This is a genomic window from Diaphorobacter sp. LR2014-1 (assembly GCF_002916785.1).
Classification (GTDB): domain Bacteria; phylum Pseudomonadota; class Gammaproteobacteria; order Burkholderiales; family Burkholderiaceae_C; genus Diaphorobacter; species Diaphorobacter nitroreducens.
Genome location: NZ_MTBE01000012.1, coordinates 13,042 through 36,650, shown reverse-complemented (window position 1 = coordinate 36,650; position 23,609 = coordinate 13,042). Strand labels below are relative to the sequence as shown.

The 23,609-nt window shown below is 69.8% G+C and carries 19 protein-coding genes; 13 read left to right on the top strand and 6 right to left on the bottom strand.

Annotated features, from left to right (window positions below):
- The first annotated feature begins 4 nt into the window (after positions 1-4).
- Genes gspK through BV908_RS10755 form a run of 6 tightly spaced genes read left to right on the top strand, consistent with a single transcriptional unit; the run spans position 5 to position 7,399 of the window.
- Complete coding sequence (gspK, locus tag BV908_RS10780; protein ID WP_103738122.1) at positions 5-952, top strand: type II secretion system minor pseudopilin GspK; 948 nt, start codon at positions 5-7, stop codon at positions 950-952.
- A 59-nt stretch (positions 953-1,011) separates the two neighbouring features.
- Positions 1,012-2,241 carry a type II secretion system protein GspL gene (gspL, locus tag BV908_RS10775; protein WP_047349125.1) on the top strand — a complete coding sequence of 410 codons (1,230 nt, stop codon included), beginning with the start codon at positions 1,012-1,014 and terminating at the stop codon, positions 2,239-2,241.
- Positions 2,238-2,783 carry a type II secretion system protein GspM gene (gspM, locus tag BV908_RS10770; protein WP_103738121.1) on the top strand — a complete coding sequence of 182 codons (546 nt, stop codon included), beginning with the start codon at positions 2,238-2,240 and terminating at the stop codon, positions 2,781-2,783. The genes gspL and gspM overlap by 4 nt, the downstream gene beginning before the upstream one ends.
- 46 nt (positions 2,784-2,829) lie before the next feature.
- Positions 2,830-3,639: a type II secretion system protein N gene (gspN, locus tag BV908_RS10765; RefSeq protein ID WP_103738152.1), complete on the top strand. Its 810-nt coding sequence runs from the start codon at positions 2,830-2,832 to the stop codon at positions 3,637-3,639.
- Between the two features lie 4 nt (positions 3,640-3,643).
- Complete coding sequence (gene gspD / locus BV908_RS10760; protein WP_103738120.1) at positions 3,644-5,998, top strand: type II secretion system secretin GspD; 2,355 nt, start codon at positions 3,644-3,646, stop codon at positions 5,996-5,998.
- Between the two features lie 12 nt (positions 5,999-6,010).
- On the top strand, positions 6,011-7,399 hold the full coding sequence (locus BV908_RS10755) for an ATPase, T2SS/T4P/T4SS family (protein ID WP_011804118.1): 1,389 nt from the start codon (positions 6,011-6,013) through the stop codon (positions 7,397-7,399).
- A gap of 130 nt (positions 7,400-7,529) precedes the next feature.
- Here the strand turns inward: BV908_RS10755 and BV908_RS10750 are convergent, their stop codons facing one another.
- A complete protein-coding gene (locus BV908_RS10750) occupies positions 7,530-8,054 on the bottom strand; it encodes a CZB domain-containing protein (protein ID WP_103738119.1) in 525 nt (174 codons plus the stop codon).
- 195 nt (positions 8,055-8,249) lie between these two features.
- Between BV908_RS10750 and BV908_RS10745 the strand changes: the two genes are divergently transcribed.
- The 4 genes from BV908_RS10745 to BV908_RS10730 all read left to right on the top strand — a co-directional run bounded on the left by BV908_RS10745 (position 8,250) and on the right by BV908_RS10730 (position 11,919).
- The gene (locus tag BV908_RS10745; RefSeq protein ID WP_103738118.1) at positions 8,250-9,281 is read left to right on the top strand and encodes an LLM class flavin-dependent oxidoreductase; all 1,032 of its coding nucleotides are present in this window, start codon (positions 8,250-8,252) and stop codon (positions 9,279-9,281) included.
- Between the two features lie 61 nt (positions 9,282-9,342).
- Complete coding sequence (gene gspF / locus BV908_RS10740) at positions 9,343-10,572, top strand: type II secretion system inner membrane protein GspF (RefSeq protein WP_103738117.1); 1,230 nt, start codon at positions 9,343-9,345, stop codon at positions 10,570-10,572.
- The gene (locus BV908_RS10735; RefSeq protein ID WP_011804114.1) at positions 10,569-11,510 is read left to right on the top strand and encodes a 5'-nucleotidase; all 942 of its coding nucleotides are present in this window, start codon (positions 10,569-10,571) and stop codon (positions 11,508-11,510) included. Before gspF ends, BV908_RS10735 begins: the two co-directional genes overlap by 4 nt.
- Positions 11,511-11,541: 31 nt before the next feature.
- Positions 11,542-11,919, top strand: a complete 378-nt coding sequence (locus BV908_RS10730) for an EF-hand domain-containing protein (RefSeq protein WP_047349118.1) — start codon at positions 11,542-11,544, stop codon at positions 11,917-11,919.
- 100 nt (positions 11,920-12,019) lie between these two features.
- Here BV908_RS10730 and BV908_RS10725 read toward each other — a convergent pair whose 3' ends face one another.
- The 3 genes from BV908_RS10725 to BV908_RS10715 all read right to left on the bottom strand — a co-directional run bounded on the left by BV908_RS10725 (position 12,020) and on the right by BV908_RS10715 (position 15,502).
- Positions 12,020-12,460 carry a hypothetical protein gene (locus BV908_RS10725; RefSeq protein ID WP_012655649.1) on the bottom strand — a complete coding sequence of 147 codons (441 nt, stop codon included), beginning with the start codon at positions 12,458-12,460 and terminating at the stop codon, positions 12,020-12,022.
- 206 nt (positions 12,461-12,666) lie between these two features.
- On the bottom strand, positions 12,667-13,173 hold the full coding sequence (locus BV908_RS10720) for a DUF1854 domain-containing protein (RefSeq protein WP_012655648.1): 507 nt from the start codon (positions 13,171-13,173) through the stop codon (positions 12,667-12,669).
- Between the two features lie 16 nt (positions 13,174-13,189).
- On the bottom strand, positions 13,190-15,502 hold the full coding sequence (locus tag BV908_RS10715) for an ABC transporter ATP-binding protein (RefSeq protein ID WP_103738116.1): 2,313 nt from the start codon (positions 15,500-15,502) through the stop codon (positions 13,190-13,192).
- Between the two features lie 251 nt (positions 15,503-15,753).
- Between BV908_RS10715 and cphA (BV908_RS10710) the strand changes: the two genes are divergently transcribed.
- The 3 genes from cphA (BV908_RS10710) to BV908_RS10700 all read left to right on the top strand — a co-directional run bounded on the left by cphA (BV908_RS10710) (position 15,754) and on the right by BV908_RS10700 (position 21,120).
- Positions 15,754-17,937: a cyanophycin synthetase gene (gene cphA / locus BV908_RS10710; protein ID WP_103738115.1), complete on the top strand. Its 2,184-nt coding sequence runs from the start codon at positions 15,754-15,756 to the stop codon at positions 17,935-17,937.
- Between the two features lie 94 nt (positions 17,938-18,031).
- Positions 18,032-20,617: a cyanophycin synthetase gene (cphA, locus tag BV908_RS10705; RefSeq protein WP_103738114.1), complete on the top strand. Its 2,586-nt coding sequence runs from the start codon at positions 18,032-18,034 to the stop codon at positions 20,615-20,617.
- On the top strand, positions 20,614-21,120 hold the full coding sequence (locus BV908_RS10700; RefSeq protein WP_011804107.1) for a CreA family protein: 507 nt from the start codon (positions 20,614-20,616) through the stop codon (positions 21,118-21,120). Before cphA (BV908_RS10705) ends, BV908_RS10700 begins: the two co-directional genes overlap by 4 nt.
- A 68-nt stretch (positions 21,121-21,188) precedes the next feature.
- Here BV908_RS10700 and BV908_RS10695 read toward each other — a convergent pair whose 3' ends face one another.
- Together BV908_RS10695 and BV908_RS10690 are read right to left on the bottom strand one after the other, a co-directional pair.
- Positions 21,189-21,851 (bottom strand): DsbA family oxidoreductase, encoded by a 663-nt coding sequence (locus BV908_RS10695; protein ID WP_103738113.1) that lies wholly within the window; start codon positions 21,849-21,851, stop codon positions 21,189-21,191.
- Positions 21,852-21,922: 71 nt separating this feature from the next.
- Entirely contained in the window at positions 21,923-23,497 is a 1,575-nt protein-coding gene (locus tag BV908_RS10690) for an AMP-binding protein (RefSeq protein ID WP_103738112.1), read from the bottom strand.
- Positions 23,498-23,609 lie beyond the last annotated feature (112 nt).

Genomic DNA, 23,609 nt, shown 5'->3' with positions numbered 1-23,609 from the left:
CGCCATGCTCACCGTGACGCTGGTCGCCACGTTCGCGGCCGCGGCCATGTGGCAGCAGTGGCGCGCCATCGAAGTCGAAACCGCCGAGCGCGCACGTATCCAGTCGGCGTGGATCCTGATCGGTGCGCTGGACTGGTCCCGCCTGATCCTGCGCGAAGACTCCATTGCCCGCAGCGGCGACGGCACCGACAACCTCTCCGAACCCTGGTCGGTGCCGCTGGAAGAAGCGCGCCTGTCCACGTTCCTCGCGGCCGACCGCAATGTGGCCCAGGTGGAAGACGCGAGTACCGACACCACCAACGCCTTCCTGTCGGGCCAGATCACCGACCTGCAGGCCCTGCTGAACCTGCGCAACCTGGCCAACGATGGGCAGGTGGACGCCACGGCGCTGCGGCAATTCCAGCGGCTCTTCGAATACCTCGGACTGCCGCGGGCACAGCTGGACATGCTGGCGCGGCAGATGCTGCGCGCCGAGGCCAAGGACAGTGACACCGCGAGCGCCGCGCCGCTGCTGCCGCAAAGCGTGGCGCAACTGGGGTGGTGGGGCCTGCCGCAGCGCAGCGTGGATGCGCTCGCGCCCTACGTCACGCTGCTGCCCGTGCGCACCAAGGTCAACCTCAACACCGCCAGCGCCGTGGTGCTGTGGGCCAGCGCCGACGGGCTGGACATGGCCGAGGCGCAGCGCCTGGTGCAGGCGCGCGACTCCAGCCACTTCCGCAGCGAGGCCGACGCCGCCAAGCTGCTGGGCAACTCCAGCCGCATCTCGGCCACGGTGCATACGGTGTCGTCCAGCTACTTCGAAGTGCGCGGGCGACTGCGCCTGGACATGGCCGTGGTCGAAGAGCGCTCGCTGGTCTACAAACAGCGCGGGGACGTGCGCACGCTGTGGCGCGAACGTGGCGGCCTCGTGCGCACGACGGCTCCCGGCACTGCGGCCGCTGGCGCGCGGTGACCGGCCGCCTTGGCACGAAGCGTCACATCACGCCCCTAAAATGGTCTGTTAACCCATTCATGAGCACCCTTGTCCTAACCCTGCCCCTGGGAACGCCGGGGCCCGCCGCCGAATACAGCTACACGCTCACGGCCGACGGCCACACCGCCACCCGCCACGCCAGCACCACCGCCGCCTTGCTGCCCGACCCGGGCCGCGCCGGCGAGATCGTGGCCGTGGTGCCTGCGCGCGCGCTGTCATGGCAGCAGGTGACGCTGCCGCAGGGCGCGACGGCCCAGGCCGGCCGGCTGCGCGCGGTCCTGGAAGGACTGCTCGAAGAACACCTGCTCGACGACCCCGCGCAACTGCACTTCGCGCTGCAGCCCGGCGCCCAGCCGGGCAGCCCTGCCTGGGTGGCCGTGTGCGACCGCGCCTGGCTGCGCGGCGCCCTGCAGGCGCTGGAAGCCGCGGGGCGGCCGGTGGACCGCGTGGTGCCCGAGTTCGCTCCCGGCCCCACCGCCAGCGGGCAAGAGGAATGCGACGTGCTCGGCACTCCCGAGGACGCCCAGCTGGTGCTGACCGGCCACGGGCCGCAACAGGCCGTGGCCGTGCTGCCGCTGGCCGCGGCCGCCGCGCTGGCGGCGCGCCCCGCCGATGATGCGCCGCCCGCCGTGCGCGCCGAACCCGCCGTGGCCGCCCTGGCCGAGCGGCTGCTGAACCGCCCGGTGCAGCTGCACACCGCCAGCCAGCGCGCGCTGGTGGCCGCGCGTGGCGACTGGGACTTGGCGCAGTTCGACCTGGCCAGCACCGGCCACACGCGCGCGCTGCGCAAGCTGGGCAGCGGCGCCAGCGCCTTTGCGCGCGCACCCCAATGGCGGGCCGCGCGCTGGGCACTGGCCGTGGCCGTGGTGGTGCAGGTCGTGGGGCTCAATCTCTGGGCGTGGCAGGACCGCCAGGCGCTGGCGGCCAAACAGGCCGGCGTGCGCAACGCGCTGACCCAGACCTTCCCGCACGTCAAGGTCGTCGTGGATGCACCGGTGCAGATGGAGCGCGAACTGGCGCAGCTGCGCCAGGCCGCCGGCAGCGTGTCGCGGCGCGACCTGGAGCCGCTCATGGCCGCCGCAGGTGCCGCGCTGCCCCCGCCGCGCGTGCCCACGCAGATCGAATATGCCAATGGCGAGCTGCGCCTGCGCGGCCTGGAGCTGGCACCCGAGGAACTCACCGCCATGAACCAGCGCCTGGCCGCGGAAAGCCTGAGCGCGCAGCCGCGCGATGGCGCCCTGCTGGTGCGCGCCGAGGACCGCCCATGAACGCCCGCACCGCTTCGACCTCGCCCGCGCCGGTTCCCCCTGCGCTGGCCGCGCTGCGCGCCCACTGGGGCCGCATGGCGCCGCGCGAACAGTCCCTGGTGCTGGCCGCCGCGGCCGTGGTGGGGCTGGCCCTGCTGTGGTGGGTGTTGCTGGCGCCCGCACTGCAGCAGCTGCGCGGCTCGGGCGCACGCCATGCAGCCGTGGATGCGCAACTGCAGCGCATGCAGGCCTTGCAGGCCGAAGCGCTGCAGCTCAAGGACGCGCCCCGCCCACCCGGCGGCGAGGCCCTGCGCACGCTGCAGACCACGCTGGCGCAGCAATTGGGCGCAGCCGCGCAGATGAACGTCGCGGGCGACCGCGCCACCGTCACCCTCAAGGGCGCCCCCGCCGAGGCCCTTGCCCAGTGGCTGGACCAGGCGCGCAGCACCGCGCGCGCCGTGCCGCTGGAAGCCCGCCTGGTGCAAAGCGCCGCGCCCGCCAACGCTGCCGCGGCCGCCGTCCGCTGGGACGGCACGCTGGTGCTGGCGCTGCCCCCGCAATAGTCCACGCCCCCTGCCCGTGCCACGCTCCCCGCGCCCGACCCCTTCGCTGACACTGCCGCGCCCGACCCCTTCGCTGACACTGCCGCGCGCGCCCTGGCGCTGGGCCGTGGCCGGCGTGTGCCTGGGCGCGCTGCCCGCGCTGGTGCTGTGGGCACCGGCGCGCTGGCTGGCCACAGGCGTGCAGCAGGCCAGCGGCGGGCAACTGCAGCTGCAGCAGGCACGCGGCACCGTCTGGAACGGCTCGGCCCGCCTGGTACTGACCGGTGGCGCCGACAGCCAGGACCAGGCCGCCCTGCCCGGCCGGCTGCAGTGGCAGCTGCGCCCCGCGTGGAACGGGCTCAGCGCCCGCCTGACGGCCGACTGCTGCATTCCCGCCACCGCGCCGCTGCAGGTGCAGGTGGCGCTGGGCCTGGGTGCCGTGCGCGCCCAGGTGGCCGATGGCCAGAGCCAGTGGCCGGCTGCGGCGCTCGCGGGCCTGGGCACCCCGTGGAACACCGTGCAGCCGCAGGGCCGCCTGCAGCTGCGCACCCAGGCGTTCGCGCTGCAATGGGCCGCAGGGCGCCTGCAGATGCAGGGCCAGGTGCAGCTGGATGCGCTGGGCCTGTCCTCGCGCCTGTCCACGCTGCGGCCCATGGGCAGCTACCGGCTGCAGGTGCAGGGCGGCGGCGCGCCCACGCTGCAGCTGTCCACCCTGGAGGGCGCGCTGCTGCTGTCGGGCAGCGGCCAGTGGGTGGGCAAACGCCTGCGCTTCACGGGCGAGGCCAGCGCCGCGCCCGGGCGGGAGGCGGCCCTGGCGAATCTTCTGAATATCATCGGGCGGCGCAGTGGCGCGCGCTCCATCATCACCGTGGGTTGACCCTATGACCAGCTTGCCCCGCCATTCCCTGCGGTTCACTCTTCATTTGATAGCTGCCAGCGCTTTATTGACGGGCGTTAGCAGCCACATTCATGCACAAACCTCCGGACAGCGCGCCGGCAGTGTGCTGCCCAGCGAGCCGGTGACGCTGAACTTTGCCAACGCCGACATCGAGGCCGTGGCGCGCACCATGGCCACCATCACCGGCAAGAACGTGGTGGTGGACCCGCGCGTGAAGGGCCAGATCACGCTGGTGACCGAGAACGCGGTGCAGCCCAACGCGGCCTTCCAGCAGTTCCTGGCCGCGCTGCGGCTGCAGGGCTTCACGGTGGTCGAGTCGGCGGGCCTGTACAAGGTCGTGCCCGAGGCCGATGCCAAGCTGCAGACCGGCAACGTGAGCGTGTCCCAGGGCGGCGCGGGCGGCGCGGGCGGCACGCCCGCGGGCGGGCAGATCGTCACGCAGATCTTCAAGCTCAACTTCGAGAACGCGGCCAACCTGGTGCCGGTGCTGCGCCCGCTGATCAGCCCCAACAACACCATCAACGTGAACCCCGGCAACAACTCGCTGGTGATCACCGACTACGCCGACAACCTGCAGCGCCTGGCGCGCATCGTGGCGGCCATGGACGTCTCCAACGCCAGCGACGTGGAGGTGATCCCGCTGCAGCACGCCATCGCCACCGACCTGGCGCCGCTGGTGTCGCGCCTGATCGAGGGCGGCAGCGCCACTGCCACAGGCACTGCGCAGGGCGTGGCCCAGGGGCAGACCGACAATTCGTTCAAGACCACGCTGCTGGCCGAGCCGCGCAGCAATGCGCTGATCGTGCGCGCGGCCAACCCGGCGCGCGTGGCGCTGGTGCGCTCACTGGTGGCCAAGCTGGACCAACCAGCCGCGCCGGGCAGCTCCGCTGCCAGCGGCAACATCCACGTGGTGTACCTGAAGAACGCCGACGCCGTGAAGCTGGCCACCACCCTGCGCGCAGCGCTGGGCAGCGCGGGGGGCAGCGGCACCAGCAGCGGCGGCGGCACGGGAACCGGCAACCTGTCGGGTGGCCTCACGCGGACCGGCGCATCGGGCCTGGGCCAGACCAGCGGCCTGGGCAACAGCACCAATGCCAGCGGCAATGCCGGGGGCCTGGGCAGTTCGGGCCTGGGAACGGGCCAGGGCAGCAGTGGCAGCAGCGATGCCAACCAGCCGTCCACCGGCGGCATCATCCAGGCCGACCCGACAACCAACTCGCTCATCATCAGCGCGCCGGAGCCGCTGTACCGCCAGATCCGCGCCGTGATCGACAAGCTGGATGGTCGCCGCGCGCAGGTACTCATCGAGAGCCTGATCGTGGAGGTGAGCGCCAACAAGGTGGCCGAGTTCGGCATCCAGTGGCAAGGCGTGCTGGGCAATTACGGCAGCACGCTGGGCGTGCTGGGCAACAACTCCAGCGTGGCCGGACGCAACATCCTGGATCTGGCGCTGGCGGCGGCCACCGGCAACGTGACCTCCATCGCCAATGCCAAGCCGGCCGCCGGCATGAACCTGGCCGTCGCGCCGCGCATCAACGGCAAGTACTACCTGGGGGCGCTGGCCAACTTCCTGGAGAACACGGGCGACGCCAACGTGCTGTCCACCCCGAACCTGCTCACGCTGGACAACGAGGAGGCGCAGATCATCATCGGCAACAACGTGCCGTTCGTGACCGGTTCCTACGCCAACACCGGCGGCAGCGGCGGCGCGGTCAACCCGTTCACCACCGTGGAGCGCAAGGACGTGGGCCTGATGCTGCGCGTGCGCCCACAGATCAACGAGAACGGCACCGTCAAGCTCACGATGTACCAGGAGGTCTCCAAGGTTGCGGAGAGCACGCTGTCCAATGCCAACGGCCCCTCCACGAGCAAGCGCTCCATCGAGTCCACGGTGCTGGTGGACGACGGCAGCGTGATCGTGATCGGCGGCCTGCTGGAAGACAGCTATGCGCTGGGCCAGGACAAGGTGCCCGTGATGGGCGACCTGCCCGTGGTGGGCGGACTGTTCCGCAATGAAAAGCGCACGCGCCAGAAGACCAACCTGATGGTCTTCCTGCGCCCCATGGTGATCCGCGACAGCGCCACCAGCGACGCACTGATGGTGGACCGCTACGAGGCCATCCGCGCGCTGCAGCAAAGCACGCAGCCCGCGCCCAGCACGATGATGAGCGGTGTGTCCGAGGCGCCGGTGCTGCCGCCCCTGCCCGCCCCCGCCTCTCCCGCCGCGCCCGTGCAGCCCGCGGCCGCACCTGCGCCGCTGGCGCCGCTCGCACCCCAGCCGCCCGCGCGCACCACCACGCCGCCCAGCATGGGCCAGTCGCCCTACAGCCCGCAGTAAGGGGCCCGCCGCATGCGCCACCCCCTGCCCTACGCATTTGCGCGCAGCAGCCAGCTGCTGCTGGAAGACGACGGCCAGCAGCTCGTGCTGTGGCACGGCCCGCAGCCGGACGCCGGCGCGCTGTCCGAAGTGCTGCGCAAGCATGCCGTACACCAGTTCATGCCGCTGGACGCCCCCACGCTGGCGCAGCGCATCAGCGCGGCGTATTCGCAAAGCGAATCCAGCGCGGCCACGGTGGTGAGCGAGGTGGAAGAAGGCGCCGACCTCTCGCGCATGATGCAGGAGCTGCCCGCCGTGGAAGACCTGCTGGAGTCCGCGGGCGACGCGCCCATCATCCGCATGCTCAACGCCCTGCTCACGCAGGCCGTGCGCGACGGCGCGAGTGACATCCACATCGAGCCCTACGAGCGCCACTCCAGCGTGCGCTTTCGCGTGGACGGCACGCTGCGCGAGGTGGTGCAGCCCAACCGCGCGCTGCACGCCGCGCTGATCAGCCGCCTGAAGATCATGGCGGACCTGGACATCTCCGAAAAGCGCCTGCCGCAGGACGGACGCATCAGCCTGCGCCTGGGCACCCGCGCCGTCGACGTGCGCGTGTCCACGCTGCCCAACGCCCATGGCGAGCGCGCCGTGCTGCGCCTCTTGGACAAGAGCGAGAGCAAGCTGAACCTGGAGGCCGTGGGCATGCAGGGCGAGGTGCTGGCGCGGCTGGCGCACCTGATCCAGCAGCCGCACGGCATCATCCTCGTGACCGGCCCCACGGGCTCGGGCAAGACCACCACGCTGTACGCGGCGCTGGCGCGGCTGGACGCCGCGCGCAGCAACATCATGACGGTGGAAGACCCCATCGAGTACGAGCTGCCCGGGGTGGGCCAGACGCAGGTCAACGCCAAGATCGACCTGACGTTTGCCAAGGCCCTGCGCGCCATCCTGCGCCAGGACCCCGACGTGATCATGATCGGCGAGATCCGCGACTTCGAGACCGCGCAGATCGCCATCCAGGCCTCGCTCACCGGCCACTTGGTGCTGGCCACGCTCCACACCAACGACGCGGCCAGCGCCATCACGCGCCTGACCGACATGGGAGTGGAGCCGTTCCTGCTGTCCTCGTCGCTGCTGGGGGTGCTGGCGCAGCGCCTGGTGCGCAAATATTGCGGCGAGTGCCACGGTGCAGGCTGCGAGCACTGCGGCCATACCGGCTACGCGGGGCGCACCGGCGTGTTCGAACTGCTGGTGGTGGACGACGCCATCCGCGCGCAGATCCACAACCAGGCCCCGGAGGCCGAGGTGCGCACCCAGGCCCTGGCCGGCGGCATGACGCTGATGCGCGACGATGGCGAGCGGCTGATCCACGCCGGCATCACCAGCCGCGAAGAAGTGCTGCGTGTGACGCGCGACTGAGCGGACAGGCCGCAGCGGCGCCTTTCAAAAACAGGAGCGCGGCGCGCTTGCCAAGACTGGGTTTTCAATACAAATTGCATTGAAAACCATTACAGACAAGCGCTAGTAGCTCTTATATCAATAGCGAATTTCAGCGTTCACCTGTGGCCATCGGCTGGGGGGGACGCTTCCCGTGGTCCAGCCCGCGCTGCAGCTCCTTGAGCAGCAGCACCACCTGGCGCGACGCATGCTGGCAGCTCTTGAACGCCTGCTCGGCCCGCAATTGATCGCCCTGCGCCAGATGCGTCAACAGCACGGCCGCCTGGTGGTGAAAATACTGGTGGCGGCGCATCAGCATGTCGAAAGCAGGAAAGTGCCCCAGCGCCACGCGCCCGCTGCCGTGCAGCCAGCGGCCCAGCTCGGAACAGGTGTCGTCCACCACCGTTTCGGGGCGCAGCTGTTCGTCGCGCGCGCCCGCCAGCGCTTGGGCCAGCCAGGGCAGCCAGCGCTCGTGCATGACGATGGCAGCCTCGATGTCGAACGCCGCCAGGAGCCGCGAAGCCTCTTCGTCGTACAGCACCAGCGCGCTGGCCTCGCTCGCAGGCAGCGAAGTCCAGTCCTCAGGCGCGGCCAGGCCATCGGCACGCGGCTGAAACAAACGGCTGAAGAACCCCATAGACACCCCCCGCACGCCCCGTGCATCACTTCCTGGCAGCGTCGCACAGGACGCCAAAAGTGACAATATGTTTCGTGTGTTGATTTAAAACAAATTCAGTATATCAATAGCAAAACGCTATGCACCATGCGGGAACCTCTGCCCACCATACCCGCGGCGCAGCACGGATTTCACCCGCAGCCCACAATCGGTGCCATGACCACACATTCCCTGCCTTTACTTTCCATGCTTGATCTCGTGCCCGTGCGCGAGGGCGGCACCGTGGCCCAGGCACTGCAGATCGCCGTGCAGACGGCGCAGCATGTGGAGGCGCTGGGCTTCAAGCGCTACTGGCTGGCCGAGCACCACAACATGCCGGGCATCGCCAGCTCTGCCACGGCCGTGCTGGTCGGCCACGTGGCCGGGGCCACGCGGTCCATCCGCGTGGGCTCGGGCGGCATCATGCTGCCCAACCACGCGCCGCTGGTGGTGGCCGAGGCCTTCGGCACGCTGGCCGAGCTCTACCCCGGCCGCATCGACCTGGGGTTGGGCCGCGCACCCGGCACCGACGGCGCCACCATGCGTGCCCTGCGCCGCGACCGCGTGGAGACCGAGGCCGACTTCCCCCGCGACGTGGCCGAGCTGCAGCAGCTCTTGGCGCCCGCGCAGCCGGGCCAGCGCATCACCGCCGTGCCGGGCGCCGGCACGCAGGTGCCCCTCTGGCTGCTGGGCTCCAGCCTGTTCTCGGCGCAACTGGCGGCGCAGATGGGCCTGCCCTACGCCTTCGCCTCGCACTTTGCGCCGCGCATGCTGCACGCGGCCATCGACATCTACCGCCGGCTGTTCCGCCCCTCGCCGACATGCGCCAAGCCCTACGTGGTGATCGGCGTGCCCGTGATCGCCGCACCCACCGATGACGAGGCGCAGTACCTGGCCAGCAGCACCTACCAGCGCGTGCTGGGCATCCTCACCGGCCAGCGCGGACTGCTGCAGCCGCCCGTAGAAGGTTATCTGCAGAGCCTCGCGCCGCAGGAGCGCGCCGCCGTGGCCGACTTCCTCGCGGTCGGCGTGGTCGGTGGCCCGCAGACCGTGCGCGAGGGCCTGCAGGCGCTGCTGGCCGCCACGCAGGCCGACGAATTCATGCTGGTGAGCGACGTGTACGACCCGGCGCTGCGCCTGCGCTCGCTGGAGATCACCGCCCAGGCGCACGCGGCACTGTCACCCGCAGCGGCTACCATGGCGGGCTGAACGGGTCGACTGCGGCCCGCCCAGTTTGCCCCTGCTCGCCCACCGCCGCTGACTTCTCCGCATGCCCGCCTATTCCTTCGAAGCCCTGGACGCCCAAGGCCATGTGCGCCGCGGCACCCTGGAGGCCGACAGCCCCAAGGCCGCCCGCAGCCTGCTGCGCGCCCAGGCCCTGGTGCCCCTGGATGTGGAGGCGCTGGCCGCTGGCGCCGCTCCCGGAACACCCCCCACGCTGGCGCAGCGGCTGTTCACGCGGCCGGTGTTCAACGCCACGGGGCTGGGCGTGTGGACGCGCCAGCTCGCCGGGCTGGTGGGCTCGGGCCTGCCGCTGGAGCGTGCGCTGACCGCGCTCGCCGAAGAGGCGGACGACGAGCGCCAGCGCCACCTGCTGGCCGCGCTGCGCGCCGAGGTCAACGCCGGCTCCACCTTCGCACGCGCGCTGGCGCAGCACCCGCGCGAGTTCTCCGACATCTACTGCGCCGTGATCGGCGCGGGCGAGTCCAGCGGCGGCCTGGCCGAAGTGCTGGACAGCCTGGCGGACGATCTGGAGCAGCGCCAGGCCTTGCGCGCCAAGCTCATCGGCGCCGCGCTGTACCCGGCCATCGTCACCGTGATCGCGATCGTCATCGTGCTGTTCCTGGTGGGCTACGTGGTACCGCAGGTGGCCAGCGTATTCGCGGGCACCAAGCGCGCCCTGCCCTTCCTCACGGTGGCCATGCTGGCCTTGAGCGACGTGGTGCGCAACTACGGCTGGGCGTTGCTGGGCGGGCTGGTCCTGCTGGCGTTCGGCGCCCGCGCCGCGCTGGCCCAGCCGCGGCTGCGCGAGAAGTTCGACGCCGCCTGGTTGCGCCTGCCGCTCGTCGGCAAGCTGGCGCGCGGCTACAACGCGGCGCGTTTCGCCGGCACATTGGCCATGCTGGCAGGCGCGGGCGTGCCCATTCTCAAGGCGCTGCAGGCCGCGGCCGAGACGCTGAACAACCGCGCCCTGCGCGCGGACGCACTCGACGCGCTGGTGCTGGTGCGCGAGGGCGCGCCGCTGGCCTCGGCACTGGCGCAGAAAAAGCGGTTCCCCGGCCTGGTGGCCATGTTCGCGCGGCTGGGCGAACAGACGGGCCAGTTGCCCACCATGCTGCAGCGCGCCGCCACGCAATTGGGCACCGAGGTGCAGCGCCGCGCCATGCAACTGGCCACGGTGCTGGAGCCGCTGCTCATCGTGGCCATGGGCGGCATCGTGATGTTGATCGTGCTGGCGGTGCTCATGCCGATCATCCAGCTCAACCAGTTCGTCAAATGAGCGCCACTCTGCAGGACAAGCTCGTCGTCGCGATCTCCTCGCGCGCACTGTTCGATTTCGAGGAAGAGAACCGCCTGTTCGAGGCCGGCGACGAGCAAGCCTACATGCGCCGCCAGTTGGAGCTGGTACACGAGCCCGCGCGCCCTGGCATCGCCTTTCCGCTGGTGAGAAAGCTGCTGGCGTTCAACACGCCCGATGCCGCGCGCGTCGAGGTGGTCATGCTGTCGCGCAACGACCCTGCCAGCGGCATGCGCGTGTTCGCCTCGGCCAAGGCGGCGGGCATGCGCATCGAGCGCGGCGTGTTCACGCGCGGGCGCAACCCGTTCTCCTACCTGCGGCCGTTGGGCGCGCACCTCTTCCTTTCAGCCAACGAGACGGATGTGCGCGAGGCGCTGTCCATCGGCTTTCCCGCCGCGCGGGTGATGATCGACTCCACGCCCGCGGGCGACCGCTATCCGCGCGAAGTGCGCATCGCCTTCGACGGCGACGCGGTGCTGTTCTCCGACGAGGCCGAGCGCGTGTACCAGCAGGGCGGCCTGCCGGCCTTCCTGCAGCACGAGGTGTCCCATGCCGCCACGCCGCTGGCCGAAGGGCCGTTCAAGCCGCTGCTGGCCGCGCTGCACCGGCTGCAGCAGCAGGCGGACGCCTCGCAGATGCGCATCCGCACCGCGCTGGTCACCGCGCGCAGCGCGCCGGCGCACGAGCGCGCAATCCGCACGCTGCTCGACTGGGGCATCACCGTGGACGAGGCCATGTTCCTCGGCGGGCTGGAAAAAGGCCCCTTCCTGCGCGAGTTCGAGCCCGACTTCTTCTTCGATGACCAGACGGGCCACGTGGCGTCCGCCGCACGCCATGTTCCGGCGGGGCATGTCAGCAGCGGCATCGCCAACACAGCGGCCGCGCTACAGGGTGATACAGCCCGCCCCCCGCGGCGTTGAACCAGTGGCGGCGCGCCGGCTCTACTCCTGAATGTTGCCTTCACGCTCCTTCCGCCCCTTTACACGCCTGCTGACGGCCCCGACAGCCTGCGCGTGGCTCATGGCCTGCGCGCTGGCGGCTCCGCTGGCCGCTCAGGCGCAGGGCGTGGCCCATGCCACCGCGCCCCGGCACAGCGCCAGTGCGCCCCTGACCAAGGGCGAGATCAAGGCGATCCGCCAGTTCGAGATGCTGGATTTCAACGGCGACGGCAAGCTCAGCCGTACTGAAGTGGCCATCGTGCCCAAGGTGGCTGCGGCGTTCGATGATGCGGACACCAACCGCGACAACTACGTGACGCTGGACGAGGTGCGCGCCTTCGCCATCAAGTACCGCGCCGAGCGGGACGGCGCCCGCGCGGCGGCGCGCTGAGAGCGCCGGTGGACCCAAAAATACCAGTCCAATTGGCCTCCAGCGCTTTACCAATAAGCGCTAACAGCTACTTATCTGATAGCAACCGTCGTGACACCACTCACAAGCCACCCGTGCGCTTGACCTTGGGATCGGAGTACGTGAGCGACTGACGGTCCTGCACCTGCTGGGCCAGTCGCTCCTGGAGGGTGTTCTTGTTGATGTCTTGCGCCAGCTCCACCGCACTGCCGCTGGCACGCCACATCGACTGGATGAATTCCAGCAGTTGCTTGTAGATGGGCTCCTTGGGCGGCTCCTCGGGCTCCTTCGGGGCTTCCTTCTTGGCCTCGGCCAGGGTCCAGTCGCGGTTGTTTTCGTCGGGCGCCGAGGGCTTGGTGGGCTCGCGCAGGCTGGCCCCCTCGCCCAAGCGGTCCGTGGACTCGACAGGATTGGCAGCGTTCACGGGCCGCACCGCCACGGCCCCCGAGGCGCCCGTGGAATACAAGTCCGCGCCCGTGGTACGCCACTGGGCGGGCGATCGGTCTACAGGTGGCAGTTGCATGGCATGGGTCCCCTCGTGAATGCGGCCGGCGGCAGTCGCAACTACCACCTCGTCGTACATTCATTACGGCAAACAAAAGGGGAAATTGAGGCCTTATTAGCCTTTTGTCACAAATTCATGCGACAACCATGTCTGATTGACGTGGGCTATGACAGGGACAAACGGGCACAGGCCGCCCCAGGCAAGCGCCAGGCAAGCGCCAGGCGCTATAAAAAACGCTCCAGCAACTTGCGCGATGCACGGTCCAGCGCCGTGACATCCGGCACATGGAACTGCAGCCCGTCGCTGGCGGCGATGAGCAGCTTGGTGCGCCCCTCCAGCCGGCGGATGTCTTCCTCGCCCTTGAGCACCAACTGCGTGGCTCCGCGGTCGGTGTCCACCTCCCAGGTACTGGGGGTGGAAAAGCTCGACACGGAGCGGATGCGCGTGATGGTGGGCACAAACTCACGCGCGGCCAATTCCTCCTCGACCAGCGCACGCACGGCAGGCGCCAGCTGTTCCAGGCGGGGCACCCAGGCCAGTTCATGGCCGTCCGGCCCGACCAGCGACAGGCCTTCGCCGGGAGCGGCAATGGGAAAGGCGCGCACGGGCGTCACGCCCACATGCGCGGTGCCGTCGGCCGCGCGCAGCACCAGCCGGCCATGGGGATTACGGTGCAGGTCCCAGCCTGCCGCGAGTGCCGAAGCGGTAGAGGGGGATGTGTGAAGGGTCATCGCGTGTCTTTCTCGCTCAGGTGTTGCCCGCGGGGTGAGCGGAGTGCTCGCGCACTTCGATGCGCACGCCCGCGGCCTGGGCGTCTTCCTCGGCACGGCGCGCCTGCGCCTCGTACAGGCGCCAGTAGGCACCCTGCTTCTCCATCAGTTCGTCGTGCGGCCCCACTTCGACGACCTCGCCCCGGTCCATGACCACCAGGCGGTCGGCCTTGCGCAGGGTGGACAGCCGGTGGGCGATGGCGATGGTCGTGCGGCCCTGCACCAGGTTGTCCAGCGCCTTCTGGATTTCCTTTTCGGTTTCGGTGTCCACGGCGGAGGTCGCCTCGTCCAGGATCAGGATGCGCGGGTCGATGAGCAGCGCGCGCGCAATGGAGATGCGCTGGCGCTCGCCGCCCGACAGGCCCTGGCCGCGCTCGCCCACCAGGCTGTCGTAGCCATGCGGCAGGCGCAGGATGAACTCGTGCGCATGCGCGGCGCGCGCGGCGGCGACGATTTCCTCGCGCGTGGCGTCGGGCTTGCCGTAGGCGATGTTCTCGGCGATGGTGCCGAAGAACAGGAAAGGCTCCTGCAGCACCAGGCCGATGTGGCGGCGGAAGTCCGCCACCGCCATGCGGCGGATGTCCACGTCGTCCACGAGGATGGCGCCGTCGCTCACGTCGTAGAAGCGGCTGATGAGGTTGACCAGGGTGCTCTTGCCAGAGCCGCTGTGGCCCACCAGGCCGATCATCTCGCCGGGGCGGATGGTGAGCGACAGGTTCTTGATGACCGTGCGGCTGCCGTAGCGAAAGCCCACGTCGCGCATCTCGATGGCGCCCTGCACGCGGTCCACCTTCACCGGGTTGACGGGGTCGGGCACGTTGCTCACATGGTCCAGGATGTCGAAGATGCGCTTGGCGCCGGCTGCCGCCTTTTGCGTGACGGAAACGATGCGGCTCATCGAATCCAGCCGTATGTAGAAGCGCCCGATGTAGGCGATGAAGGCCGCCAGCACGCCCACGGTGATCTGGTTGCGCGCCACCAGCCAGATGCCGAAGCCCCAGACCACCAGCAGCCCCACCTCCGTCATCAGCGAGACGGTGGGCGAGAACAGGCTCCAGGTCTTGTTGAGCTTGTCGTTCACCTCCAGGTTGTGCTGGTTGGCGGCACGGAAGCGGTCCGCCTCGCGCTTTTCCTGGGCGAAGGCCTTCACCACGCGGATGCCGGGGATGGTGTCGGCCAGCACGTTGGTCACTTCGGACCACACGCGGTCGATCTTCTCGAAGCCGGTGCGCAGCTTGTCGCGCACGGTGTGGATCAGCCAGGCGATGAAGGGCAGCGGCACCAGCGTGACCAGCGCCAGCCACGGGTTGATGGAGAACAGGATCGCCGCCGTCATCACGATCATCAGCACGTCGGTGGCGAAATCCAGCGCGTTGAGCGACAGAAAGACGTTGATGCGGTCGGTTTCGGAGCCGATGCGCGCCATGAGGTCGCCGGTCCGCTTGCTGCCGAAGTAGTCGAGCGACAGGCGCATCAGGTGTTCGTAGGTGGTGGTGCGCAGGTCGGCGCCGATACGCTCGGACACCAGGGCCAGGATGTAAGTGCGCGCCCACCCCAGTGCCCAGGCCAGCAGCGCCGCCAACAGCAGCCCCCCCAGGTACAGCAGCACCATGCCGGTGGGGATCTGCTGGCCGCTCTGGTAGGGAATGAGAATGTCGTCCATGAGCGGGATGGTCATGTACGGCGGCACCAGCGAGGCGGCGGTGGAGGCCAGCGTGAGCGCGAAGCCCGCGGCCAGCTGCTTTTTGTAAGGCCTGGCGAAACGCCACAGGCGCAACAACACCCAGGTGGAGGTCTGCGGCGCCTGCTGGCGCGCACAGGCCGTGCACTCGTCGCTGTCGGGCGGCAGCGGCGTGCCGCACACGGCGCAGCGCGGCACGTCTTGCGCTTCGGGCGCGATGGCGCCTTGCAAGCTGTCCAGGCGCCGCACCTGGGTGTCCAGCCGCTGCTGCAGGTGCAGCGCCTGGGGATGGCGCCCCAGCGTGAAGCGCCACAGCGTCAGGCGCCGGTCGGCATCGTGCAGCTCCACCGTGCCCACGCCGCCATGGTCCAGCAGCCGCAGCGCCATGCCGGGCGCCAGCGGCCATTCCTGCGCCGGCGCGTCACCAGCGCGCGCCAGCAGGCGCCGCTCGGTCAGCACCAGCAGGCCGGGGGCAAAGCGCAGGTCGGGCGTCAGGTCAACCTCGAAGGCGGCCTGCACGTTTTCGTCAGGAGCGAGCACTGCCCGCATCTCGGCCCCCCAGGGGCCAGACAAGACACCCGAGGCGTCCACAGAATGGTGATGTTGCATTTGGTTTTGTATGTCCACCCCCGCACGCACGGGGCGTTGGCGGGCCAGTCCGGGCCCACGGGGGGCATTGTCGGCCACCGGGCCCCAGGCCCTTGCGCCGCCGCGGTATCCCCTCGTAACGCACATCATCAGCCCGCGGCTGACACCCGCCAGTGCTGAGCTGCGCCAGTATCGGCGCACAATCTCAGCCCATGGGCATCGCCACACTCGCCTGAACCGGGCGGGTATCCGAATCTTCCACGCTGCACTTCATGGCCAAATTCAACGATATCCAACTCCTGCGCACCACCTACCTGCGCGGTCCCAGTGTCTGGACCTACCGCCCGGTCCTCGAAGTCTGGCTGGACCTGGGGGAGCTGGAAGACTACCCCTCCAACAAGATTCCCGGCCTCAACGAGCGCCTGACCACCTGGCTGCCGGATCTGGTGGAGCACCACTGCGGCGTGGGCGAGCGCGGCGGCTTCCTGCTGCGCCTGAAGGAAGGCACCTGGATGGGGCACGTGCTGGAGCACGTGGTCATCGAACTGCTCAACCTCTCGGGCATGCCGGCCGAGTTCGGCCAGACGCGCGAGATCTCCCGGCGCGGCGTGTACCGCATGGTGTTCCGCTGCCCCGAAGAGGCCGTGGCCCGCGTGGCGCTGGAGCATGGCCACCGTCTGCTGATGGCCGCCATCAATGACGAGGCATTCGACCTCAAGGCCGCCATCCACGCCATCAAGACCGCCATCAACGACCGCTACCTGGGCCCCAGCACCGGCTGCATCGTGGACGCCGCCAGCGCCCGGCGCATTCCGCACATCCGCCTGAACGACGGCAACCTGGTGCAACTGGGCTACGGCGCCGCGCAGCGCCGCATCTGGACCGCCGAGAGCGACCAGACCAGCGCCATCGCCGAGGGCATCGCCCAGGACAAGGATTTCACCAAGCGGCTGCTCGCCTCCTGCGGCGTGCCCGTGCCGGAGGGCCAGATCGTCCGCAACGCCGATGAGGCCTGGGAAGTGGCGCAGGAGATCGGCCTCCCCGTCACGGTGAAGCCCTCGGACGGCAACCACGCGCGCGGCGTGACGCTGGAGCTCTCGCGCGAGGCCGATATCAAGGCCGCCTTCGCGCTGGCCGAGCCCGAGGGCTCGGATGTCATCGTCGAGAAGTTCATCGACGGCGTGGAGCACCGCCTGCTGGTGGTCGGCGGCAAGGTGGTCGCCGCCACCAAGGGCGAGACGGTCAGCGTGCACGGCAATGGCCAGTCCACGCTGCGCGAGCTGGTGGCCGTGCTCAACGAAGACCCGCGGCGCGGCCCTGAGCAGGAGTACCCGCTGGACTGGATCGACGTGGAAAAAGGCGCCGTGCAACTGGAACTCAAGCGCCAAGGCGTGACGCCCGACACCGTGGTGCCGTCGGCCCAGGCCATCTTGCTGCAGCGCAACGGCAACATGGCCATCGACTGCACCGACGACGTGCACCCCGACGTGGCCTACTACGCCCAGTTGGCCGCGAAAATCGTGGGCCTGGACATCGCCGGCATGGACATGATCCTGCAGGATGTCTCCAAGCCCATGAAGGAACAGGGCGGCGCCATCCTGGAGGTGAACGCCGGCCCCGGCCTGCTGATGCACCTCAAGCCCACCAGCGGCGCGCCCCGCCCCGTGGGCCAGGCGATCGTGGAACACCTGTTCCCGGTCACCGACGAAGGCGCCGGCAGGGGCACGGGCGCGGGCCGCATCCCCATCGTAGGCATCGCGGGCACGCGCCACAACGCGTTCACCGCGCGCTTCGTGGGCTGGCTGCTGCAGCTGTCGGGCAAGCTCACGGGCGTGGCCAGCAGCGAAGGCATGTTCCTCAACAACCGCCGCACACAAAAGAGCGCCACCGCCCACTGGGCCGGCGCGCACCGCCTGCTGACCAACCGACTGGCGCAGGCCGCCGTGATCCAGACCACTGCCCGCTCCATCCTGGAGGAAGGCCTGGCCTACGACCGCTGCCTGGTCGGCGTGGTGACCGACATGGACGGTTTCGAGACCCTGGCCGACCATGACGTGCTGGAGCAGGCCCAGATGACGCGCGTGCTGCGCACCCAGATCGACGTGGTGCTGGACGAGGGCGCAGGCGTGCTCAATGCCGACATCGAGCAGGTGGCCGACCTGGCGCGCCTGTGCGATGGCGAGGTCCTTCTGTATTCCCTGTCGCCAGACAACCCCTTCGTCGCCGCGCACCGTGCCGAGGGCGAAGGCCGCGCCGTGTTCGTGCGCGGCGAGCAGGTGGTGCTGGCCACGGGCGCCAGCGAACGCGTGCTGGGCACGCTGGACGCGCTGAGCCTGCCCGGCGGCCACCGCCCCGACACGGCCGCGATGCTGGCCGCGATTGCCGCAGCCTGGTCCATGGACATCGGGCCGGACCTGATCGCCGCGGGCATCAAGACCTTCGACTATGCCGCGTGACGCCGCGAATGCTTTCAAAAGCATAGCTGCCACCGCCCACCCCACAAGCGCTACAGGCCAATTTGACTGAAAAATCGGGCTGAAAGAAAACACCATGCAGATCACCCGCATCCGCGCCCTGCGCGGCCCCAACCTCTGGAGCCGCAACACCGCCATCGAAGCCGTTGTGCACTGCGAGCCACAAGAGTGCGGCTACGCAGACATCGCGGGTTTTGAAGACCGCCTGCGCGCGCGCTTTCCCAAGATCGGCGCCCTGCAGCCCCATGGCGCCGAGCAGCGCCTGTCGCTGGCCCACGTGCTCGAAGTGGCCGCCCTGTCGCTGCAGGCCCAGGCCGGGTGCCCCGTGACCTTCAGCCGCACCCACGCCACGCTGGAAGAAGGCACCTACCAGGTGGTGGTGGAGTACACCGAGGAGGCCGTGGGTCGACTGGCCATGGAGCACGCCGGCGCCCTGCTGCAGTCCGCGCTGGCCGATACCCCCTTCGACGCCGACGCCGTGGTCGCCGAGCTGCGCGAGCTGGACGAGGACGAGCGCATCGGCCCGTCCACCGGCTCCATCGTCGACGCCGCCGTGGCGCGCGGCATCCCGTTCAGGCGCCTGACCAGCGGCTCGCTGGTACAGCTGGGCTGGGGCTCCAAGGCGCGCCGCATCCAGGCCGCCGAGCTGGACACCACCAGCGCCGTGGCCGAATCCATCGCCCAGGACAAGGACCTGACCAAGCGCCTGCTGCACGCCGCCGGCGTGCCCGTGCCGCTGGGGCGCCCGGTGGTCGACGTGGAGGACGCCTGGGTGGTGGCCCAGGAAGTGGGCCTGCCCGTGGTCGTGAAGCCCCAGGACGGCAACCAGGGCAAGGGCGTGGTGGTCAACATCACCACCCGCGAAGGGCTGGAGGCCGCCTACAAGACCGCCCGCGAATTCGGCGACGAGATCATGGTCGAACGCTTCCTGCCCGGCCACGACTTCCGCCTGCTGGTGGTGGGCCACCAGCTCGTGGCCGCCGCGCGCCGCGAGCCGCCCCAGGTGCTGGGCGACGGCCAGCACACCATTCGCGAGCTGGTGGACATCGTCAACCAGGACCCGCGCCGCGGCTCGGGCCACGGCACGGCGCTGACCAAGGTGCGCCTGGACGACATTGCCATCGCGCGCATCGCCTCCGAAGGCCTCACGCCCGACTCCGTGCCCGTGCAGGGCCAGCGCGTGGTGCTGCGCAACAACGCCAACCTGTCCACCGGCGGCAGTGCCACCGACGTGACCGACGACGTGCACCCCGAGATCGCCGCGCGCGCCATCGAGGCCGCGCAGACCATCGGCCTGCACATCTGCGGCGTGGACGTGGTCTGCGAAACCATGCTCAAACCCCTGGAAGAGCAAAACGGCGGCATCGTCGAGGTGAATGCCGCGCCGGGCCTGCGCATGCACCTGGCCCCGTCGTTCGGCAAGCCGCGCAACGTGGGCGTGCCGATGGTGGACGAGCTGTTCGCGCCCGGCCAGGACGGGCGCATCCCGCTGGTGGCCGTCACTGGGACCAATGGCAAGACCACCACCACGCGCCTGATCGGCCAGCTGTTCGCAGCGCACGGCCTGCGCGTGGGCATGACCAACACCGACGGCGTGTACGTGAACGGCCGCCAGATCGACAGCGGCGACTGCTCGGGCCCCAAGAGCGCGCGCAACGTGCTGTTCCACCCCGAGGTGGACGCGGCCGTGCTCGAATGCGCGCGCGGCGGCATCCTGCGTGAAGGCCTGGGCTTTGACCGCTGCCAGGTGGCCGTGGTCACCAACGTCGGCGCGGGCGACCACCTGGGGCTGAACTTCATCACCACCGTGGAAGACGTGGCCGTGCTCAAGCGCGTGATCGTGCAGAACGTGGCCGCCGATGGCTACGGCGTGCTCAACGCCGCCGACCCGCACGTGGCCGCCATGGCCAGCGTATGCCCGGGCAAGGTGATCTTCTTCGCCGCCGACCGCCACCACCCCGTCATGGCCACGCACCGCGCCCAAGGCAACCGAGTGGTCTACGTGGATGGGGACTCCATCGTGGCGGCCGAGGGCTCGTGGCGCGAGACCATCTCCTTGCGCGAGATCCCGATCACGCGCGGCGGCACCATCGGCTTCCAGGTCGAGAACGTCATGGCCGCGATCGGCGCGGCCTGGGGCGTGGGCCTGCCCTGGCAGACCATCCGCCGCGGCCTGGCCGGCTTCATGAACGACAGCGACAACGCGCCCGGCCGCTTCAACGTGATGGACTACCGCGGCGCCACCGTGATCGCCGACTATGGCCACAACCCCGACGCCATGCGCGCGCTGGTGCAGGCCGTGCAGGCCATGCCGGCCCAGCAACGCAGCGTGGTGATCAGCGGTGCGGGCGACCGGCGCGACCAGGACATCGTCGAGCAGACCCAGATCCTGGGCCAGTCCTTTGACGACGTGGTGCTGTACCAGGACGCCTGCCAGCGCGGCCGTGCCGACGGCGAGGTGCTGGCGCTGCTGCGCCAGGGCCTGCAGGGCGCGCCGCGCACGCGCTACGTGACCGAGATCCACGGCGAGTTCCTCGCCATCGACCATGCGCTGGAGCGCCTGCAACCGGGCGACCTGTGCCTGGTGCTGGTGGACCAGGTGGAGGAAGCCCTGGCCCACCTGGCGCAGCGCTGCAGCGAAGCCTCGGCGGTTGCGCCATGAATGCGCGCGGCGGCCTGCGCGCGGGCATGGCAAGCCTGGCCCTGCTGGCATGCGCCCTGGGCTTGGCTGCCGGGCCGGCCGCGGCCCAGGCCGAGAAGATCGGCACCGTGGACACCGCCTTCCAGTGGATCGGCCGCGACCACGACATCATCGTGGAGGCCTATGACGACCCCGCCGTGCAGGGCGTGACCTGCTATGTGTCGCGTGCGCGCACCGGCGGCATCAAAGGCACGCTGGGCCTGGCCGAGGACCGCGCCGAGGCCTCCATCGCCTGCCGCCAGGTCGGGCCCATCACCTTCGTGCAGCCGCTCAAGGCGCAGCAGGAAGTGTTCAGCGAACGCATGTCCATCCTGTTCAAGCGCCTGCGCGTGGTGCGCATGGTGGACGCCAAGCGCAACACGCTGGTGTACCTGACCTACTCCGAGAAGCTCATCGACGGCTCGCCGCAAAACAGCGTGACGGCCGTGCCCGTGGACCGGGGCACGCCGATCCCGCTGCGCTGACAGGTTTCAAGCCAAAACAGGCTGCAGCGCTTGATGGGCAAGCGCTACCAGCTATCAATAAAAGAGCATCAAGCCTGCTGTGCGATCTGCCGCAGCGCCTGCTCGAACACCTCGACCGGCTGGCCGCCCTGGATCAAATGGCGGTCGTTGATGATCACCGCCGGCACCGAATGGATGCCGTGGCCCTGGTAGAAGGCCTCGCGCTCGCGCACCGCCTCGGCATATTCCTGGGACGCCAGCACGGCGCGGGCGCGCGCCTCGTCCAGCCCCAGCTGCGCCACCAGCCGCAGCAGCACGCCGTGGTCGCCAGGGTTCTCGCCCTGCGTGAAATACGCGGTGAACAGCGCATGTTTGAGCGCGCCCTGCTGCTCCGGCGTGCCCTCTTCCTCCAGCCAGTGCAGCAGGCGGTGCGCATCGAAAGTGTTGTAGATGCGGCCGCGCCGGTCCATGTTGAAGGTAAAGCCCAGCTGCGCGCCGCGCGCGGCGATGGCCTCGCGGTTTTGCTGTGATTGCTCCGGCGTGGCGCCGTACTTTTGCTGCAGGTGTTCGCCGATGTCCTGGCCCTCGGGGCCCATCTGCGGGTTCAGCTCGAAGGGCTGAAAGTGCAGATCCAGCGCCACCTCGCCGTCCAGCCGCTTCGCGGCCTGCTCCAGCGCGTGCAGGCCGATGGCGCACCAGGGGCAGGACACGTCGGAGACGAAGTCGATCTTGAGGGAGACGGGTTGGTTCATGGCAAGGGCTCCAGCCGGGGCAAAGCGCCCATGGTAGGGGCGGCGCAATGTCCGCGCCGCTCCCGGGTTTGTTACGCCCCGCTCCCCGCCCCTTCGGCCTGCAGCCATGCGCGCAGCTCGGTCTTGAGCACCTTGCCGTAGCTGTTCTTGGGCAGGGCCGGCACCCAGCGGTAGGCCTTGGGTCGCTTGAAGCGCGCAATGTGGTCCAGGCACAAAGCGTCGAGTTCCGCGTCAAGTTCCGCGTCAAGTTCCGCATGCAGCGCGGCATCGTCCACGGCGCCGCCCTCGCCCGCCACCAGGAAGGCCACCACCACCTCGCCCCAGTCGGCGTCGTGCTGGCCCACCACGGCCACCTCGCTCACGCGCGGGTGCAGCAGCAGCACCTCCTCCACCTCGCGCGGGTAGATGTTGGAGCCGCCCGAGATGATCACGTCCTTGCTGCGGTCGCGCAGGGTCAGAAACCCGTGCGCGTCCAGGCTGCCGACATCGCCCGTGTGCAACCAGCCGCCGCGCAGCGTCTGCGCCGTCGCCTCGGGATTGCGCCAGTAGCCGGCCATCACGGTGTCGCCGCGCACCACCACTTCGCCCAGTTCGCCCGTGGGCACGGGTCGGTCCTCGTCATCCACCACCCGCACCTGTACGCACGCATGCGCCACGCCGACCGAGGCGATGCGCTCGGCCCAGCGCGGGTGCGCCGTGTCGGCCAGGTGCTCGCGCGCCAGCGCGGTGATGGTCATGGGGCTTTCGCCCTGGCCATAGATCTGCACGAACTTCTGGCCCATGGTGTCGATGGCGCGGCGCAGGTCGTCCACATACATGGGACCGCCGCCGTAAACGATGGTCTTGAAGCCGTCCACATTGGCGCCCGTGCGGCGCACGTGCTCCACCAGCCGGTGCACCATGGTTGGCGCGGCAAACAGCGACAGGCGGCCCACGTCCGCGGCCAATTGCACCAGCTCGGCCGGGTCGAACCCGCCGGACGCGGGCACCACGTGGCGCGCGCCGCGCAGCATGTGGGCGTAGTTGTACAAGCCCGCGCCATGCGACATGGGCGCGGCATAGACCATGGCGTCGCCGGGCTGCACATCGTCCACGTCGGTGAAGTAGGCCATGGTCATGGCCAGCAGGTTGCGGTGCGTCTGCATCACGCCCTTGGGCCGCCCGGTGGTGCCCGAGGTATAGAACAGCGAGGCCACGTCGTCGGGTGCGCGCTCCTGCAGCGCCAGCGGCGCACCCTGCGCCGCCTGCTCCCAGGCGGATGCCCCCAACACCTGCACCGCCGCGGCGTCGGCGCCCGCAGCCAGCGCTGCATCGTGCAGCGCCGCAGACACGCACACCACGCGCGCGCCGCTGTCGGCAAGCACGTAGGCCAGCTCGCGCGCATGCAGCTTGTAGTTGACGGGCACCGAGATGGCGCCGCACCAGTGGATGGCGTGCAGCGCCTCCAGGTATTGTGGACCATTGGCCGAGAAGATGGCCACGCATTCGCCCGGCTGCACGCCGCAATGCGCGCGCAGGTGTGCGGCCAGCGCGGCCACGCGCGCGGCAAGGGTACGGTAGTCGTGCAGCAGGCATGTGCCGGCCAGCAGCGCGGGCCGCTCGCCATGCACCAGCGCGCTGCGCTGCAACAGGTGGGCAATGTTCATGGGGTTGTCGCGTTGTCTCCTGGTGCGACTATAGGCAAGCGCCGGCAGCGCGCACAGTCTCGGAAATACACAAGGGAAATCCCTGGCGGGGATGAGCGCCGACCAACCGATT